The 16,144-nt window shown below is 67.6% G+C and carries 15 protein-coding genes and 2 pseudogenes; 10 read left to right on the plus strand and 7 right to left on the minus strand.

What is annotated here, in order from left to right; genetic code table 11:
• Positions 1-1,367: pseudogene (locus tag QE494_RS14090) on the minus strand (hypothetical protein); the annotation flags it as partial.
• Between the two features lie 173 nt (positions 1,368-1,540).
• Between QE494_RS14090 and QE494_RS14095 the strand changes: the two are divergent.
• The 5 genes and pseudogenes from QE494_RS14095 to QE494_RS14115 all read left to right on the plus strand — a co-directional run.
• Entirely contained in the window at positions 1,541-2,794 is a 1,254-nt protein-coding gene (locus QE494_RS14095; RefSeq protein WP_300044213.1) for an NAD(P)/FAD-dependent oxidoreductase, read from the plus strand.
• A gap of 189 nt (positions 2,795-2,983) precedes the next feature.
• Positions 2,984-3,196 (plus strand): 30S ribosomal protein S21, encoded by a 213-nt coding sequence (gene rpsU, locus QE494_RS14100; protein WP_007833691.1) that lies wholly within the window; start codon positions 2,984-2,986, stop codon positions 3,194-3,196.
• A gap of 139 nt (positions 3,197-3,335) precedes the next feature.
• Positions 3,336-3,782 (plus strand): GatB/YqeY domain-containing protein, encoded by a 447-nt coding sequence (locus tag QE494_RS14105; RefSeq protein ID WP_300044215.1) that lies wholly within the window; start codon positions 3,336-3,338, stop codon positions 3,780-3,782.
• 88 nt (positions 3,783-3,870) lie between these two features.
• Entirely contained in the window at positions 3,871-4,545 is a 675-nt protein-coding gene (locus tag QE494_RS14110) for a hypothetical protein (RefSeq protein ID WP_300044217.1), read from the plus strand.
• Positions 4,546-4,709: 164 nt separating this feature from the next.
• A pseudogene (locus QE494_RS14115) lies at positions 4,710-4,909 on the plus strand (GatB/YqeY domain-containing protein); the annotation flags it as partial.
• On the opposite strand, the gene QE494_RS14120 reads toward QE494_RS14115, so the two are convergent.
• Both QE494_RS14120 and pmbA read right to left on the minus strand, forming a co-directional pair.
• Positions 4,887-5,933 carry a nitronate monooxygenase family protein gene (locus QE494_RS14120; RefSeq protein WP_300044219.1) on the minus strand — a complete coding sequence of 349 codons (1,047 nt, stop codon included), beginning with the start codon at positions 5,931-5,933 and terminating at the stop codon, positions 4,887-4,889. The pseudogene QE494_RS14115 and the gene QE494_RS14120 overlap by 23 nt on opposite strands.
• A 55-nt stretch (positions 5,934-5,988) precedes the next feature.
• Entirely contained in the window at positions 5,989-7,374 is a 1,386-nt protein-coding gene (gene pmbA, locus QE494_RS14125; protein WP_300044221.1) for a metalloprotease PmbA, read from the minus strand.
• Positions 7,375-7,443: 69 nt separating this feature from the next.
• Between pmbA and yjgA the strand changes: the two genes are divergently transcribed.
• Positions 7,444-8,109: a ribosome biogenesis factor YjgA gene (gene yjgA / locus QE494_RS14130; RefSeq protein ID WP_300044223.1), complete on the plus strand. Its 666-nt coding sequence runs from the start codon at positions 7,444-7,446 to the stop codon at positions 8,107-8,109.
• Between the two features lie 6 nt (positions 8,110-8,115).
• On the plus strand, positions 8,116-8,760 hold the full coding sequence (gene mog, locus QE494_RS14135) for a molybdopterin adenylyltransferase (RefSeq protein WP_300044225.1): 645 nt from the start codon (positions 8,116-8,118) through the stop codon (positions 8,758-8,760).
• A 51-nt stretch (positions 8,761-8,811) separates the two neighbouring features.
• Here mog and cysE read toward each other — a convergent pair whose 3' ends face one another.
• Both cysE and QE494_RS14145 read right to left on the minus strand, forming a co-directional pair.
• Positions 8,812-9,585: a serine O-acetyltransferase gene (gene cysE / locus QE494_RS14140; RefSeq protein ID WP_300044227.1), complete on the minus strand. Its 774-nt coding sequence runs from the start codon at positions 9,583-9,585 to the stop codon at positions 8,812-8,814.
• Between the two features lie 10 nt (positions 9,586-9,595).
• A complete protein-coding gene (locus tag QE494_RS14145) occupies positions 9,596-10,447 on the minus strand; it encodes an RNA methyltransferase (RefSeq protein WP_300044228.1) in 852 nt (283 codons plus the stop codon).
• Positions 10,448-10,630: 183 nt separating this feature from the next.
• On the opposite strand from QE494_RS14145, the gene QE494_RS14150 reads away from it, so the two are divergent.
• Positions 10,631-11,524, plus strand: coding sequence for an inositol monophosphatase family protein (locus QE494_RS14150; protein WP_300044229.1), 894 nt, complete (start codon positions 10,631-10,633; stop codon positions 11,522-11,524).
• A 6-nt stretch (positions 11,525-11,530) separates the two neighbouring features.
• Here QE494_RS14150 and QE494_RS14155 read toward each other — a convergent pair whose 3' ends face one another.
• Positions 11,531-12,622 carry a tartrate dehydrogenase gene (locus QE494_RS14155; RefSeq protein ID WP_300044230.1) on the minus strand — a complete coding sequence of 364 codons (1,092 nt, stop codon included), beginning with the start codon at positions 12,620-12,622 and terminating at the stop codon, positions 11,531-11,533.
• Positions 12,623-12,705: 83 nt separating this feature from the next.
• Here QE494_RS14155 and QE494_RS14160 point away from each other — a divergent pair, with 83 nt between their 5' ends.
• Together QE494_RS14160 and QE494_RS14165 are read left to right on the plus strand one after the other, a co-directional pair.
• Positions 12,706-13,770, plus strand: coding sequence for an NAD(P)-dependent alcohol dehydrogenase (locus QE494_RS14160; protein ID WP_300044231.1), 1,065 nt, complete (start codon positions 12,706-12,708; stop codon positions 13,768-13,770).
• A 17-nt stretch (positions 13,771-13,787) separates the two neighbouring features.
• A complete protein-coding gene (locus QE494_RS14165; RefSeq protein ID WP_300044232.1) occupies positions 13,788-15,026 on the plus strand; it encodes a serine hydrolase in 1,239 nt (412 codons plus the stop codon).
• On the opposite strand, the gene QE494_RS14170 is transcribed toward QE494_RS14165, so the two are convergent.
• Positions 15,016-16,101, minus strand: coding sequence for a pirin family protein (locus QE494_RS14170; protein WP_300044234.1), 1,086 nt, complete (start codon positions 16,099-16,101; stop codon positions 15,016-15,018). The two genes, QE494_RS14165 and QE494_RS14170, sit on opposite strands and share 11 nt — an antisense overlap.
• Positions 16,102-16,144 lie beyond the last annotated feature (43 nt).

Here is a 16,144-nt window from a genome sequence, read left to right on the forward strand (position 1 = left end):
GTGTAGAGCGCCGCAAAAGGCAGGGCCGACGTGGCCTGCACCCAGCGCCCGGTAGTGGTCTCGGCAAAATCCCGGGGTCGATCGTCGTCGCCGCAGCCCAGCCGCCGGTTGTAGGGCTGGTCAAGCTTGCCTTCCCGCAAAACGGCCGTGGCCCACTCGGCGCCCACACCGATGATCAGGTCGCCCAGCAGGTGGATCAAGGCAGCCCCCATCCAAGGAGGCATCGCCCCGGGGTCCGGGCAAGTGCCCAGCGGGTCCGAAACAAGCCCGGCGGCCTCGGGCTCCAGGAGGGACGTGACCGCTCCGGCCATGGCAAAACTCGCGCCGAACAGCAGCGTCGAGTTAATCGCCTTCTGGAGCAGGTCCCACCGGGAACCGCTGGACACCAGGCCTGGCAATTGCGCCGGTGTGATGCTGTGGTTGACCAGGGTTTGGAGCGTCGACAGTTCGCGCTCCGGGTCCCTGACCATGGCGGACCACGCGACATGGCGCAAGGCCCGGTGAAGCTCATCCAGCAAAGCCAGCGGGTTGCCGCCTCTGCCGCCGTAGCCGACCTCCAGGGCACGCTCTTGCAAAGTCGCGACGCGCTCCTGCCAATGCGGCAACGCCTCCCGCAAGACCGAGCCTGCACCCGGTGGCCAGGCGCGCGGCGCATCGGGTGGGGCGGCTGCAGCCGATGCAACCGGTACTGGATTGAGCAAGGGTAAGCGCGCGCCAGCGGGGCCAGCTGCGGGGCCAGCTGCGGGCGCAGGTACGGGCGGGGCTGCGGGTGCGGCGCTGGCCCGTGGCGGGCTGGGCCGCACGTCGAGCGCCACATGCGGGCTCGGCTGAGGAGGCGCGCTCGGCCGAGGAAAGCGGGGCGGTGCTGGCTGATGCCGCTTGGCCGGCTCCGATGCCAGGGGCCGCTCGCCGCGCGGGGACGAGGCCAGCCGATGGCGCTTGGCTGGCGGCGCCGTCAGGGGCAACTCCGGGCGCGGACGCGGGGGCGAGGCCAGCGGCGAGCCGGGCTCCAGCGCTTCCTCGGGAATGGGCGAGAGCGACAGCGACAGCGGAATGGCGCTCATCCCGGCCTGCCAGCGGCTCGCATGTCGGCCCTGTACGGGCTGGGAGCCGGGGTCACCGCCGGCCAGGCGCCTGCCCGGGGGTGGCGTGATGTTCGCGAACAGGCCTTGGGAAACCACCTTGACCCGCATGCCGGCCTGGCTCCGGTGGCGTTTGGTCGAGAGCTCACCTGCGGTGGGGGCGCTGGCGGGCGCCTCTTTGCGCTTGCCTGCTGCTTGTGGGGGACTGCTGCCCTCGCCTGCCGCGTCACGCACCGGCGGGGCCTGGTGAGCGACCGGGCGCGAGGAATGGGTGGTCGCAGTCATGACGAGCGAAATGGGGCGTCGGAAGGTGCTTTGCATAGGGCTGTGTGCAGGCGAAGGAGCACGTGAGGAGTCAGAGACGGCGACGATCTTGGCGGCACGCGTCGCAGTTGACTTGCACCGTGCTGTCCCGCACAGCCGGCATTGGATGTGCGCGGCCCACTACACTGCCCGCCATGCCCACAACCGACACCCTCGCCTTTGACGCTATCGTGCTCGGGGGCGGTGCTGCCGGCTTGTTTTGCGCCGGGGTCGCCGGGCAGCTGGGCCTCAAGGTGCTGGTCATCGACCATGCCGCCAAGGTGGCCGAGAAGGTGCGCATTGCCGGCGGCGGACGCTGCAACTTCACCAACCGCGACCTCGATCCGCGCGCGCCGCACAAGCACTTCCTCGGCGAGAACCCGCAGTTCTGCCGCTCGGCGCTGTCGCGCTACACGCCGCAGGACTTCATCGACCTGGTCCAGCGCCACGGCATCCCTTTCCACGAGAAGCACAAGGGCCAGCTCTTTGGCGACCGAAGCTCGGAAGATTTCATCCGCATGCTGCTGGCCGAGTGCGAGACCGGCGGCGTGCAGCGCTGGCAGCCCTGCGCGGTGAAGGCGGTGCGCCACGCAGGCGCAGAGGGCTACGCAGTCGACACCGACCAGGGCACCGTGCGCGCGCCGCAGTTGGTGGTGGCCACGGGCGGCCTGGCCATCCCGCAGATCGGCGCCAGCGACCTGGGCTACCGAATTGCCAAGCAATTTGACCTGCGGGTGGTGGAGCCGCGCCCGGCCCTGGTGCCCCTCACCTTCGACGGCCAAGCCTGGGCCCCTTGGGCCGATCTGGCGGGCCTGGCCCTGCCGGTGCGCATCGAGACCGGCAGCAAAAAGGACCGCCTGAACTTCGGTACTTTTGACGAGGACCTGTTGTTCACCCACCGCGGCCTGTCGGGTCCCGGCGTTCTGCAGATCTCGAGCTATTGGAAGCCGGGCAGCGCCTTGCGGCTGGATCTGTCCCCTGGGCAGGACCTGAACGAGGCACTGCCCCGGGCCAAGGCGGGCTCACGCAAATTGATTGCCAACGAGCTGGCCGCCTATTTGCCCTCGCGCCTGGCCGAAGCCTGGGCCCGGCAGGACACCGCCTGGCAGCGACCGGTGAACGAGGCCTCGGACAAGGCCCTGGCCCTGCTGGCCCAGCGCATCAGCGCCTGGGAACTCACCCCCACAGGCACAGAGGGCTACAAAAAAGCCGAGGTCACGGCGGGCGGCGTAGACACCCGCACGCTTTCGCAGCAGACGATGGAGTCTCGCCAGCCGGGCCTGTACTTCATTGGCGAGGTGGTCGACATCACCGGCTGGCTGGGCGGCTACAACTTTCAGTGGGCCTGGGCCAGCGGCTGGGCCTGCGCCCAAGGCATGGCCGCACGGCGGGGCAGCCTGGGGGGATGAACCTCGGCCCCGGTTGAATACCAATGGACTCACACGGCCCACCATCAAAAATCGGATTTCTGCCACCGCGCGAGGCTATAATTTGCGGCTATTCTGGCGAACCCCCGGCAGCCTGATCATCAAATTAGCCAGGGAACCCCGCTGCGAGCCCGATCTTCTTGCAGCACCCAATTGGATTCAAAGAAACGCATGACGACGATTCGAGTCAAGGAAAACGAACCCTTTGACGTGGCCCTGCGCCGCTTCAAGCGCACCATTGAAAAACTGGGCCTGCTCACCGACCTGCGCGCCCGTGAGTTCTACGAAAAGCCCACCGCCGAGCGCAAGCGCAAAAAAGCGGCTGCGGTGAAGCGCCATTACAAGCGCGTTCGTAGCATGCAGCTGCCCAAGAAGCTGTACTGACCCTCTGCACTGATACGTTCCCGGAAGTCCCTGGCTTCCAAGCAAGGCCCGCCCGGGGATACTCTGGCGGGCCTTGTCGTTGGCCGGTCCGGCCCCTGCCCCCCTCCCCCGCAACTTCGCCCACTTCAAGGAGACCCGGATGTCCCTCAAGGCACGAATCACCGAAGACATGAAGGCCGCCATGCGCGCCAAGGACTCAGACCGCCTGGGCACGATCCGCCTGCTCACTGCGGCCATCAAGCAAAAGGAAGTCGACGAACGCATCGAACTCGATGACGTAGCCGTGATCGCCATCGTCGACAAGCTGATCAAGCAACGCAAGGACAGCATCGAGGCTTTCCAGAAGGCCGCCCGCCAGGACCTGGCGGACAAGGAGACCGCCGAGATGGCAGTGCTCACCGCCTACCTGCCGGCACGGCTGTCCGCCGACGAGGTGGCCGCCGAAGTGCGCGCCCTGGTCGCCGAATTGGGCGCCAGCGGCCCGGGGGATATGGGCAAGGTCATGGGCCCGGCCAAGGCCCGTTTGGCCGGCAAGGCCGACATGGGGCTGGTGTCTGCAGCGGTGAAGGCGGCCCTGGCTGGGTGAACCATTTGGGGTTAGCGGGCACTCAACTATCCTGGTCAATTCGAATGCCAATCTGCCTGCCTGCCTACATATCCACAGAAAGTGCCCCATGAACAAGCTCACTTTGCTCGCCACCTTGACCCTTGCCGCTGCCAGCGCACAGGCTCAAGACGTCTACTTGGGCCTCGGCGCCCCCGGCCTCGTGACCCTCGGCTATGCCGCGCCAATGGGCGCGGCCCGAGCCCTGGGCGGCGAGTGGGGGCTACGCGGCGAGTTCGCCGGCGGTGGGTCGGCAAGCATGTCCGTGACGGAAGACGGAAACACCTTCTCCGCCAAGATCAATAACAGCCGGGTTGGCGTTTTCGCCGACTGGTTCCCCTCCAAGTCCAGCGGTTTCCGCCTGGTTGGCGGCCTGACCGCCAATGACATCAAGTTCGCCCTATCGGCGGCTGCCTCCGGAACCATCGATATCAACGGCAAGACCGCCAACCTGAGCGGCGAGACCTTCAAGGTCACGATCAAGCAGCCCCAGGTCACGCCCTACCTGGGCATCGGCTGGGGCCACAAGGCCAGCACCGAAAAGGGCCTGGGCTTTTTTGCAGACCTCGGGATTGCTGTTGGCACGTTCACGGCCACAGTTGACACCTCCTTGGTGGGCAAGACCTTCGGCGCCAACACCATCACCCAAGCCGACGTCGATGCGCAGAGCAAAAAGCTCAAAGACGCGGTGAACAAGCTTGGCGCACTGCCCTCGGTCGCCATCGGCGCCATCTACCGATTCTGATCGGGCCGGCGGCGACCTCGCCGCCGCCTCGGGTGCTGCCCCCTCAGGAGCCCGCTAACTTAAGCCGGTTGATCAGCACCGACCCCACCGTTTTGGCGCCTTAGTTGTAGATCTCGGCGCCCATGGCCTCGATGCTGCGGAAACTGTCCTTGAGGTTGCCGGCGATGGTGGTACTCACCGCCTACCCGCCGGCACGCCTGTCCGCCGACGAGGTGGCCACCGAAGTGCGCGCCCTGGCCGCCGAATTGGGCGCCAGCGGACCGGGCGACATGGGTAATGTCATGCGTCCAGCCAAGGCCCGTCTGGCCGGCAAGGCCGACATGGGCTGGTGTCGGCAGCGGTCAAGGCCGCCCTGGCAGGCTGAAGCCCGCTGCGAGCGCCCGCACGATCTCGGCCGCTGGCAACTCGCGGCAACCCGCGCGGTTCGTCCCCGACCACAGCGGCGTGAAGTCGTCGCGGCCCTCGGCCTCCGCCTGCGCGCGCAGCGGCGCCAGCGCGGCGGAAGCCAGCGGGAAGGCCGGGGCCTGGTCGCTCACCGGACCCAGCTCCCGCATCAGGCGGTTAGACATCCCCCGGGCCAGTCCGCCGGAGAAGAGGTTGGTCAGCGTCGGCTGCGCGTCGCGGTCTTTGAGGCGCGTGCGGTGCACCGGGCCCGTGGTGGCCTCGGGGCACAGCAGGAAGGCGGTGCCCGCCTGAACCGCCGAGGCGCCCGCCGCCATTGCGGCGCGCACGCTCGCCGCGTCGCTGATGCCGCCCGCCGCGATCACCGGCACTCGCAGCGCCAGTGCGCACTGCGCCACCAGGTCCATCATGCCGGTTTGCAGGCTGATGTCGGTCGAGAGGAAATGCCCCCGGTGCCCGCCCGCCTCCAGGCCCTGGGCGATGACCGCATCCACTCCCCGGCCCTCCAGCCACAGCGCTTCTGCCAGCGTGGTGGCGGAGGCCATCACCCGCGACCCCATCGCACGCACCCGCGCCAGCAGCTCGGGAGACGGCAGGCCGAAATGAAAGCTCACCACCGCAGGCCGGAAGCGCTCCAGCACCTCGGCCGATTCGGGGCCGAAGGGCCGGCGGCTGGCGCCGCCCGCAGCCTGGGACAGGTCCAGCCCAAGTTCGGCATAGTACGGCGCAAGGGCCTGCTGCCAGCGCGCGTCCCGCGCCGGGTCGGGCGCGGGGGGCTGGTGGGTGAAGAAATTGACGTTGTACGGGCGCCCCGCCGCCTGCAGCAGCTGCAGCTCGCGCTCGATCGCGTCGGGACCCAGCATGGCCGCGGGTAGGGAGCCCAGGGCCTCGGCCTCGCCCACCGCCAGCGCCAGGCGGGCGCCCTGGGAGCCGGCCATGGGGGCCTGGATCAGGGGGAGAAGTCCGGGCAGGCCAAGAAAATCCATGGTGCTTTCCTCAGACGGGAGGGGCGCGGGGTCTGACCCGCGCGCAACGAAGGCCTCAGGAGCCGGCGACCTTCATTCTGTTGATCAGCACCGACCCCACCGTTTTGGCGCCGTAGTTGTAGGTGTCGGCGCCCATGGCCTCGATGCCGCGGAACATGTCCTTGAGGTTGCCAGCGATGGTGATCTCTTGCACTGGAAAGGCGATTTCGCCGTTCTCGACCCAGAAGCCGCTGGCACCGCGAGAGTAGTCGCCAGTGACGTAGTTGACGCCCTGCCCCATCAGCTCGATAACGAACAGGCCCGTGCCCAGCTTGCGCAGCATGGCCGGCAGATCATCACCGGGCCGGGTGCGGCGGGAACTCATTACCAGGTTGTGCGAACCGCCGGAGTTGCCGGTGGTCTTCATGCCCAGCTTGCGAGCGGAGTAGCTGGAGAGGAAGTAGCCCTCCACCCGGCCAGCAGTCACCACTTGTCGGGCGCGGGTGCGCACACCCTCATCGTCGAAGGGGGCGCTGCCTTTACCACCGCGCTGGTGCGGGTCTTCGGAGATGTCGATATGGCGCGGGAGCACCTGCTTGCCCAGTGAGTCGAGCAGGAAGCTGCTGCGACGATAAAGCGCGCTGCCGCTGGTGGCCTGCACATAGGCGCCCAGCAGGCCGGCCGCCAAGGGCGACTCGAAAAGGACCGGGCACTCGCGGGTGCTGATCTTGCGGGACTTCAGGCGCGAGAGCGCGCGCTCGGCAGCATAGCGGCCCACCGCCTGCGGAGAGGCCAGTTCGTTGGCGTTGCGCATAGAGCTGTACCAGGCGTCGCGCTGCATGTCGTTGCCACGGCCAGCGATCGGCGCCACCGACAAGGAGTGGCGCGAGAGCGGGTAGCCGCCCGAAAAGCCCCGGGTGTGGGCACTGAAGAAGTGGCTTTGCTGGGCCGAGACGCCAGCGCCCTCGCTGTTGGTGATGCGGGGGCTGGTGCCCAGGGCCGCCTGCTCGCAGGCCAGGGCCAATTGGGCGGCCTCTTCGCTGCTGATGGGCCAGGGGTGGAACAGGTCCAGGTCGGGTTGCTCGGAGGCTTGCGCAATATCGCCGGCGTCGGGCAGGCCGGCCACCGGGTCCTCGGCGGTGAAGCGGGCAATGTCGTAGGCGGCCTGCACCGTCTGGCGGATGGCGGCCTCGGAAAAGTCGGAGGTGCTGGCATTGCCGCGGCGCTGGCCGATGTAGACGGTGACGCCCAGGGACTTGTCGCGGTTGCGTTCGACGTTTTCCAGCTCGCCCTTGCGCACCGATACCGACAGGCCGCAGCCCTCGGAAGCCTCGGCGCCGGCGTCAGTGGCGCCCAGACGCTTGGCATGGCCGAGCGCCAGATCGACCAAATGCTCGAAATGGGCGCGGCTGTAGGAAAAACCCGGTGCGGCACCGGCGGAGGGAGAGGAGGAGGTCTTCATTGCGCGGCTATGATACTTGCGCCCCTACCTTCCCGGCCGAACACGCGCCGGGAGCCCCTCCCCATTTCCATGTCACGCAAACTCAAAAAAGGCTATTTCGTGCGCGGCCAGTTCGTGGCCGAAGGCAGCGAGCTGGACTTGCAGCTCAAGGCCGAGCTCAAGGGCAACGAAATCAGCCGGACCGATCTCAAGCGCGAAAGCACCGACCTGCAGAAGCTGGGCGAACAGCTCATGACCCTGCGGGCCGACCTGTTAGAACCGCTGGCCCTGCCCGAGAGCCTGGTTGAGGCCGTGCGCGAAGCCGCCCGGATCACCAACTTCGAGGGCAAGCGCCGGCAGATGCAGTACGTGGGCAAGTTGATGCGCCGACTCGACGAAACGCAGCGTGCGGCCGTGCGCGAAGCGATCGACGTGCAACACCGCGGCTCGGCATCCGACACCCTGGCCCTGCACCAAGCCGAGCGCTGGCGTGACGACCTGATCGCCCGCGACCAGGCGCTCTCCGACTGGCTGGCGCAGTACCCTGGCAGCGACGCGCAGCAACTGCGGTCCCTGGTGCGCCAGGCCCGCAAGGACCAGGCTCCGCCCGATGCCGATGCGGTCTCGCGCGGACTGGCGCCGCGCCAGAGCCGGGCCTTCCGCGAGATTTTTCAGCTGGTGCGCGAGCAACTGCGGGGAGGCGACACCGCGCCTCGTGACGAAGACGGCGCCTACGACTTGGAGCGCCAGGACTGAACCGCCATGAACGCCACGACCTCCCCTAACCCTGCCCAAGCCCCCGGAGGCGCCCAAGAAGCCCTGGACCCGGTGCGCATCGGTATCGTCTCCGTGAGCGACCGCGCCAGCAGCGGCGTCTACCAAGACAAGGGCCTGCCCGCGCTGCAAGACTGGCTCACCCGGGCCCTGCGCAACCCGATCCAATTCGAACCCCGGCTGATTCCCGACGAACAGGACCGCATCAGCGAGGCCCTGATAGAACTGGTGAACGCTGGCTGTTCCCTGGTGCTGACCACCGGCGGCACCGGCCCGGCCCCGCGCGACGTGACGCCCGAGGCCACGCTGGCGGTGGCCGACAAAGTGATGCCCGGGTTTGGCGAGCAAATGCGGCAGATCAGCCTGCGCTTCGTCCCGACGGCCATCCTCTCGCGCCAGGTGGCGGTGATTCGGGGCCAAAGCCTCATCATCAACCTGCCGGGGCAGCCCAAGTCCATCCAGGAAACGCTGGAGGGCCTGCGGGATGTAGAAGGCCGCAGCGAGGTGCCGGGCATCTTCGCCGCGGTGCCCTATTGCGTCGACCTGATCGGCGGGCCCTACCTGGAAACCGATGACCGGGTCTGCGCAGCGTTTCGGCCGAAGAACGCGGTTCGCCCGCCGCGTAGCGCCTGATAGGGACAGAGAGGGGCGGGGGCTGCGGAGAGGGCCGCTGAAGGCGAGGCCTTACTTGCCCACCATCTGCGAGAGCTTGTCGGCCTCGAAGTTCTCGCGCCGGGCGGCCCCCGGCGGCACGCAGTCGGCCAGCGACTGGCCTTGCGAAAGCTTTTCAATCGCCTGCCAAAGCAGCGCGATCTGGTGCTCCTGGGTCGAGGCGCTGTCGATCAGCCCCTTCATCGCCTGCGAAAGCGGGTCATCGCTTTGCGTGATGCCGTAGGCAGAAAAACCCATGCGGCTGGCGGCTGCCTCGCGGCGCACGCCTTCTTCAGCCTCGATGATGCGCGCCGGGATGCCCACTGCCGTGGCACCGGCCGGCACCGGTTTGGTCACCACCGCGTTGGAGCCGATGGCTGCGCCCTCACCCACCTCGAAGCCGCCGAGCACCTTGGCGCCCGCGCCGACGACCACGTTACGTCCGAGTGTCGGGTGTCGCTTGGCGCCCTTGGTGAGCGAGGTGCCACCCAGGGTCACGCCCTGATAGATGGTGCAACCGTCGCCGATTTCGGCGGTCTCGCCGATCACGACGCCCATGCCATGGTCAATGAAGACGCCGTCGCCGACCTTGGCGCCCGGGTGGATTTCGATGCCGGTGAGCCAGCGTGAAAAGTGGGAGGTGAAGCGGGCCAGCCAACGCAGGCCACGTGTCCACAGGGCATGGGCCAGGCGGTGCAGCACCAGTGCATGCAAGCCTGGGTAGCAGGTGAGCACCTCCCAAATGCTGCGAGCGGCGGGGTCCCGCTCGAGGATGCAGCGGATGTCGGAACGCAGACGGCTGATCATGCGACCGAGTCTAAGGCTTGCGGCCGGGGCTCGCCTGCGGCCCGCCGGTCGCCACCGCCTGCTGCATGGCCTTGGCCACGCCACGCAGGATGTGGATTTCTTCCGCGCTGAGGCCCGCGCGGTTGAACAACTGGTTCAGGCGCGGCATCAGCTTCTTCGGCGCGGCGGGGTCCAGAAAGCCCACCTCCACCAGGGCCTGCTCCCAATGGGCCAGCAGGCCGGCCACCGCGGCAGCGTCGGCCTGAGTGGGGCTGCGCAGCGCCGCGTCCTCTGGCCCGTCAGAGACATCCGTCGCGTCGAAACCCCCGAGGGCCTGCCGCCACTCGTAGGCGATGAGTTGCACTGCCGCTGCGAGGTTGAGGGAACCGTAGCCGGGCGCGGTCGGAATGGACAGGGCCACATGGCAGCGGTAGACGTCGGCATTGGCCATGCCAAAGCGCTCGGATCCGAACAGAAAGGCGACACCGGCGGGGATGGTGCCGGAGGACCCGTCATCGGGACCGGCATTGGGCCCAGGACCGGGTCCGGGATCGGCATCACCCGCGCGCCAGCGGGCCGCCAGCCCGGCCAGGTGCACCCGTGGCGCCTCGGTGGGCGGACCGAAGTCGCGCGGGGTCATGGCGGTGGCACACAGGTGGGAAACGCCGACCAGCGCCTCGTCCAGGGTCGCGACGATGCGGGCCCGGGCCAGCACGTCGGTCGCGCCGCTGGCGCGCTGCACGGTCTCTTCTCGGGCGAGAACGTCGGGCCAGCGGGGCCTGACCAGCACCAGGTCGTCAAAGCCCATGACCTTGAGGGCGCGGGCTGCTGCGCCCACATTGCCGGCGTGGCTGGTTTCGATGAGGATGAACCGTGTCTTCAACGACGATCTCGGCAGGGGCTGAGGGGGGCGACAGGGCGCAGGCAAGGCGAGGCCGAAGCGGGACGCCCGGAAAGTACAATGACCGATTGTCGCCGCCCGCATCGTCGGGTGGCCCGACCGTGCTGCCAGCCCCGCTGCCGGCACGTCCCGCCCGGGTTCGGGCGTGCTCCTTCCTTAACACCGATGTCGTCCAACCTGCACCCCATGCTCAACGTGGCCATCAAGGCCGCCCGCGCCGCTGGCTCAATCATCAACCGGGCCGCGCTCGATGTGGAATCCGTGCGCATCTCGCAAAAGCAGGTGAACGACTTCGTGACCGAGGTGGACCATGCCAGCGAGCAGGCCATCATCGATATCCTGCTCACTGCCTACCCCGACCACGCGATCTGGGCCGAGGAGTCGGGCAAGACCCAAGGTCGCCAAGGCTCCGACCATGTCTGGATCATCGACCCGCTGGACGGCACTACGAACTTCATCCATGGCTTCCCCGTCTATTGCGTGAGCATCGCCCTGGCGGTGCGCGGCAAAGTAGAACAGGCGGTGGTCTACGACCCGTCACGCAACGACCTTTTCTCCGCCACCCGCGGGCGAGGTGCCACACTCAACGACCGGCGCCTGCGGGTCAGCAAACGCACCGATCTGCACCAGTGCCTGGTCTCCACCGGTTTTCCGTACCGCAAGGGCGACCCGATCGAGGACTACCTGCGCCTCATGGGCGAGGTAATGCAGCGCACCGCTGGCCTGCGGCGCCCGGGCGCCGCCGCCCTCGACCTGGCCTATGTGGCAGCCGGCTTCACCGACGCCTTCTTCGAACTGGGACTGGCGCCCTGGGATGTGGCCGCCGGCTCGCTGCTGGTGCAGGAAGCCGGTGGCCTGGTGGGCAACTTCACCGGCGAAGCCGACTTCCTCGAGCAGCGCGAGTGCCTGGCCGGCAACCCACGCATCTACGCGCAGATGGTCCCGCTTTTGCATTCGTACAGCAAATTCGCCAGCGCCGGCGAGAAGGCCCAGGTGCGGGGGGCACGCGAGCGCGTCACGCTCACCCAGGGCAGTGAGCCCGGAGCTGCCCCCCTCTGAAGGGGCTCAGACCAGGGCGGCGATCGCCTGGCCGAGGGCCGTCGTGCCGGCCTGCCCACCCAGGTCGGGCGTGAGGTGTCCCGAGGCCGGGCCGGCGCGCAGCACCGCCTCGATGGCGCGCACGATGTCGTCATGCGCTGCGCGGCCCGCGCCCTCGTCCCCCGTGAGGAAGTCCAACATCATCGCCGCCGACCAGACCATGGCAATCGGGTTGGCGATGTTCTTGCCGTAAATGTCGGGCGCTGAGCCATGCACCGGCTCGAACAGTGACGGGAACTTGCGCTCCGGATTGAGGTTGGCCGAAGGCGCCAGGCCAATGGTGCCGGCGGTCGCCGGGCCCAGGTCGGAGAGGATGTCACCGAACAAGTTGGTCGCCACGACAACGTCGAAGCGCTGCGGCTGCAGCACGAAGCGTGCGGTGAGGATGTCGATGTGCTGCTTGTCTACCTGCACCTGCGGGTAGCCGGCGGCCACTGCGTCGGCACGGCCGTCCCACCAGGGCATGCTGATGGCGATGCCGTTGCTTTTGGTGGCCACGGTGAGGTGCTTGCGCTTGCGGCTGGCAGCCAGTTCGAATGCGTACTTCAGCACCCGGTCGGCACCAAAGCGGCTGTAAATCGACTCCTGGATCACGATCTCGCGCTCAGTGCCGGGGTACATCACACCGCCGACGTTGGTGTACTCGCCCTCGGTGTTCTCGCGCACGATGAGGTAGTCGAGGTCGCCCGGCTTGCGCCCGGCCAGGGGACAGGGCACGCCCTCGAAAAGTCGTACCGGACGCAGGTTGATGTACTGGTCAAACTCGCGGCGGAACTTGAGCAGGCTGCCCCAGAGGGATACGTTGTCCGGCACCGTGGCCGGCCAGCCGACTGCGCCAAAGAGAATCGCGTCCATACCCTGGAGTTGCTGCTTCCAGTCGGGGGGCATCATCTCGCCATGCTGGGCAAAGTAATCACAGCTGGCCCAGTCGATGTGGGTGAGGCTCAGGGAAATGCCGTGCTTGCGGGCGGCGACGTCCATCACCCGAAGGCCCTCGGGCATGACTTCCTTGCCGATGCCGTCTCCGGGAATGACGGCGATGTTGTATGTCTGGGTCATGCCCAATATGGTACCGAGGTGACTCGGGGGGCTTGGCTAGCCTGCTAAATTGACCACTGTTTAGCCCCAGGCCCCCCCATCCCATGACCATTGCCGTCAAAAGCTACGCTGCCACCTCACCCACAAGCCCCCTGGGCCTGTTTCACTTCGTACGCCGCGATCCGCGACCTGAAGACGTCGTGATTGAAATCCTTTATGCGGGGGTGTGCCACACCGACCTGCATGTGGCCCGCAATGACTGGGGCTGGAGCCAGTACCCGGTGGTGCCGGGCCACGAGATCATCGGCCGGGTCACTGCTGTTGGCGACAAAGTGACCCGGGTGAAAGTTGGCGACCGGGTTGGCGTGGGCTGCATGGTCGACGCTTGCCGCGACTGCGGTGCCTGCCGCAAGGGCTGGGAGCAGTATTGCGAGAAGGGTTCCACCTCCACATACGGCAGCAAGGACCGGGTGGATGGCACACCGACCCAAGGCGGCTACTCGGAGCAGATCGTGGTCACCCAGGACTTCGTGCTCGAGCTGCCCGGCAAGCTGGACCTGGCTGGTGCTGCGCCCCTGCTTTGCGCGGGCGTGACGATGTGGTCACCGCTGCGGCACTGGAAGGTGGCCCCGGGCAGCCGTGTGGGCATCGTCGGCCTGGGGGGGCTGGGTCATATGGGACTCAAGCTTGCCAAGGCCCTGGGCGCCGAGGTCACCCTGTTCTCCCGTTCTCCAGGCAAGGAGGAGGACGCCAGGCGACTGGGTGCCGACCGGGTGGTGATCTCCGCCGACAAGGCGCAGATGAAGTCGGTCGCAGGCCGCTTCGACCTGATCATCGACACCGTGCCCTACGAGCACGACCTCAACCCCTACATCCCGGCCCTGGCCACCGGCGGCACGCTGGTGCTGGTGGGCTACCTGGGCCCGCTGCAGCAGACGCCGGTGCGGACCAGCGGGATGGTGGTGGGTCGCAAGGCGATCGCCGGCTCGCTGATCGGCGGCATTGCAGAAACCCAGGAAATGCTCGAGTTCTGCGCCGACAAGGGCATCAGCGCCGACATCGAGATGATCAATATGCAGCAGATCAACGAGTCCTATGAGCGCATGCTCAAGTCGGACGTGAAGTACCGCTTCGTGATCGACATCGCCTCGCTCCGGGCGCAGGCATGAACACTGGAATGGGCAAAATGACAATCAAGAAAATCACCCTGGGCGTCTTGGCCAGCGTCCTCCTCGCTGGCACCGCTTTCTGGTTCAGCCTGGACAAAGAGACCCGCGGCCTGCTGGCGACCGTGCCCACCAACCGCGACCTGCTGTTCTGGAGCACGCCACAGCGCGACGCCGCTTTCCGAGCGTTGGACCGCATTCCGCTGCTGGCCAAAGCCCGGGCCATACCCGCTGGAACACAGCCCCGCGCCCTGCCTCCGGGCCCATCACTGACGCTGCCCCTGGATCTGGATGCCTTCCTGGCCAGCCAGCGCAGTGCCGGACTCGTCATCTTGCAGGGCGGCCAGGTGCGCCTGGAGCGCTACGGCCTGGACTTCGACGCCGAGGGCCGCTGGACCAGCTTCTCGGTGGCCAAGTCGGTGACCTCGCTGCTGGTGGGCGCGGCGGTCAAAGACGGCTTCATCCGCAGCATGGACGACAAGGTGAGCGAATACCTGCCGCAGATGAAGGGCTCAGCCTACGACGAGGTGAGCATCCGCCAGCTGGTCACCATGACCTCGGGTGTGCGGTGGACCGAGGACTACGGCGACCCCCAATCCGACGTCGCTCGCTTCAACAACCATGTCCCCGAGCCGGGCGTGGACGCGCTGGTGAGCTATTTGCGAAAGCTGCCGCGCCAGGCGCCAGCGGGCAGCCGCTTCCACTACAGCACCGGCGAGACCAATCTGGTGGGGCTGCTGGTGGCCACCGCCACCAGCAAGCCGCTGGCGACCTACCTCTCCGAGAAGATCTGGGTGCCTGCCGGCATGGGCCAGCAGGCGACCTGGATCTTGAACAAGACCGGCCAGGAAATCGGCGGCTGCTGCATCCAGGCCGCGGTCCGCGACTACGCGCGCATCGGCCAGTTCATCCTCGAAGGTGCTCGCGTCAACGGTCAGGCCATCGTGCCCGAGGGCTGGTTGCAGGAGGCCACGCGCCAGCAGGTCAGCACCAACCGGCCTGACCAAGGCTACGGCTATATGTGGTGGATCTACCCGGACGGCAGCTTTGCTGCGCGCGGCATCTTCGGGCAGGGCCTGTTCATCGACCCCAAGCGCCAGCTGGTGATTGCTTCCAACGGCAACTGGCCCAAGGCCGCCAGCGATCCAGAGGCGATGGCCGCGCGCGATGCCTTCTACCGCGCGGTACAGGCGGCGGTGGATGCGCCAGCGGGCACGTCGGGCCAGCCGGGCCAGCCAGCCGCGCCGCTCAGTCGCTGACCGCCACGCTGGCGGGGCCGCGCCGCTCCTCGCTGCCATCCGCATGGCGGGCAAAGCGGCCGGGGTCAGGGCCGTGCACCGGCGCCATGTCGCCCCAGGGCCAGCCACCGAACTGAGTGCTGCGGTAGTCGGCAAAGGCCTGGCGCACCTCGGCCTCGGTGTTCATCACGAAGGGGCCGTACTGCACCACCGGCTCGCCGATGGGGCGGCCTTGCAGCAGCAGGAACTCGGCCGGTTTGTCGCCCTCGTTGACAAGTTCAACCGCTGCGCCGGCGTCCAGCACCAGCGCGGCATGGTCCGATTGCAGGTGGCCTCCGACTCGCACCGGGCTGCCAGCGAAGAAGTAGAGGCAGCGGCGCGTGCCGCTGGCAGCGCCTGCGGCTGGTGGCAGCGTCCAGCGCGCGCCAGGGTCCAGACGCAGCGTCCAGATGGCGATGTCGGCTTCCGGCTGGCTGGCCCAGGAATCGGGCGGCGGCGCCAGCGGTGTGGTGGCAGGCTGCCCGGGCACCGCACCGGCCACGCACACCAGTTCGGTCTGCGGTCCACCGGCATCACCCAAACGCAGGCGGGGAATGTCTTCGCCCCAGAACATGGTGAAGTGCGGCGGCGCGAATTTGCGGCGCGCGGGCAGGTTCAGCCAAATCTGGAACAGCTCGAGCGGGTTGGGCCCGGCGGTATCGAGCAGAGGAAACATCTCGGCATGCACCACGCCGGCGCCGGCGGTCAGCCACTGGGTATCACCGCCGCCATAACGGGCGGCCGCGCCGAGGGAATCTGAGTGATCCACCAGGCCGCGGCGGACCACGGTCACCGTCTCGAAGCCGCGGTGCGGGTGGCCCGGAAAGCCAGGCACCTCTTGCCCGTGGTACATCCGCCAACCGTCGGCATTTTGAAAATCTTGTCCGATGGCGTGACCTGCCAGCGAGGCCGCAGGACCGAAGCGGCCATTGGCCTTGGGATAGGGGTCGTCGTGGTAGACGCAAAACAGGAAGGGATCGAAGGTGACCCAGGGAAAGCCCAGGGGCAGAACTTCAAGAATGGGGCCGTGCATCAGAAACTCCTGTTCGATCATCATGGGCAAAGTAGCCGATGCTTCCTGGCCAGATGGACGCGTCTCA

The organism is Ramlibacter sp. (assembly GCF_029866045.1).
Classification (GTDB): Bacteria; Pseudomonadota; Gammaproteobacteria; order Burkholderiales; family Burkholderiaceae_C; genus Ramlibacter.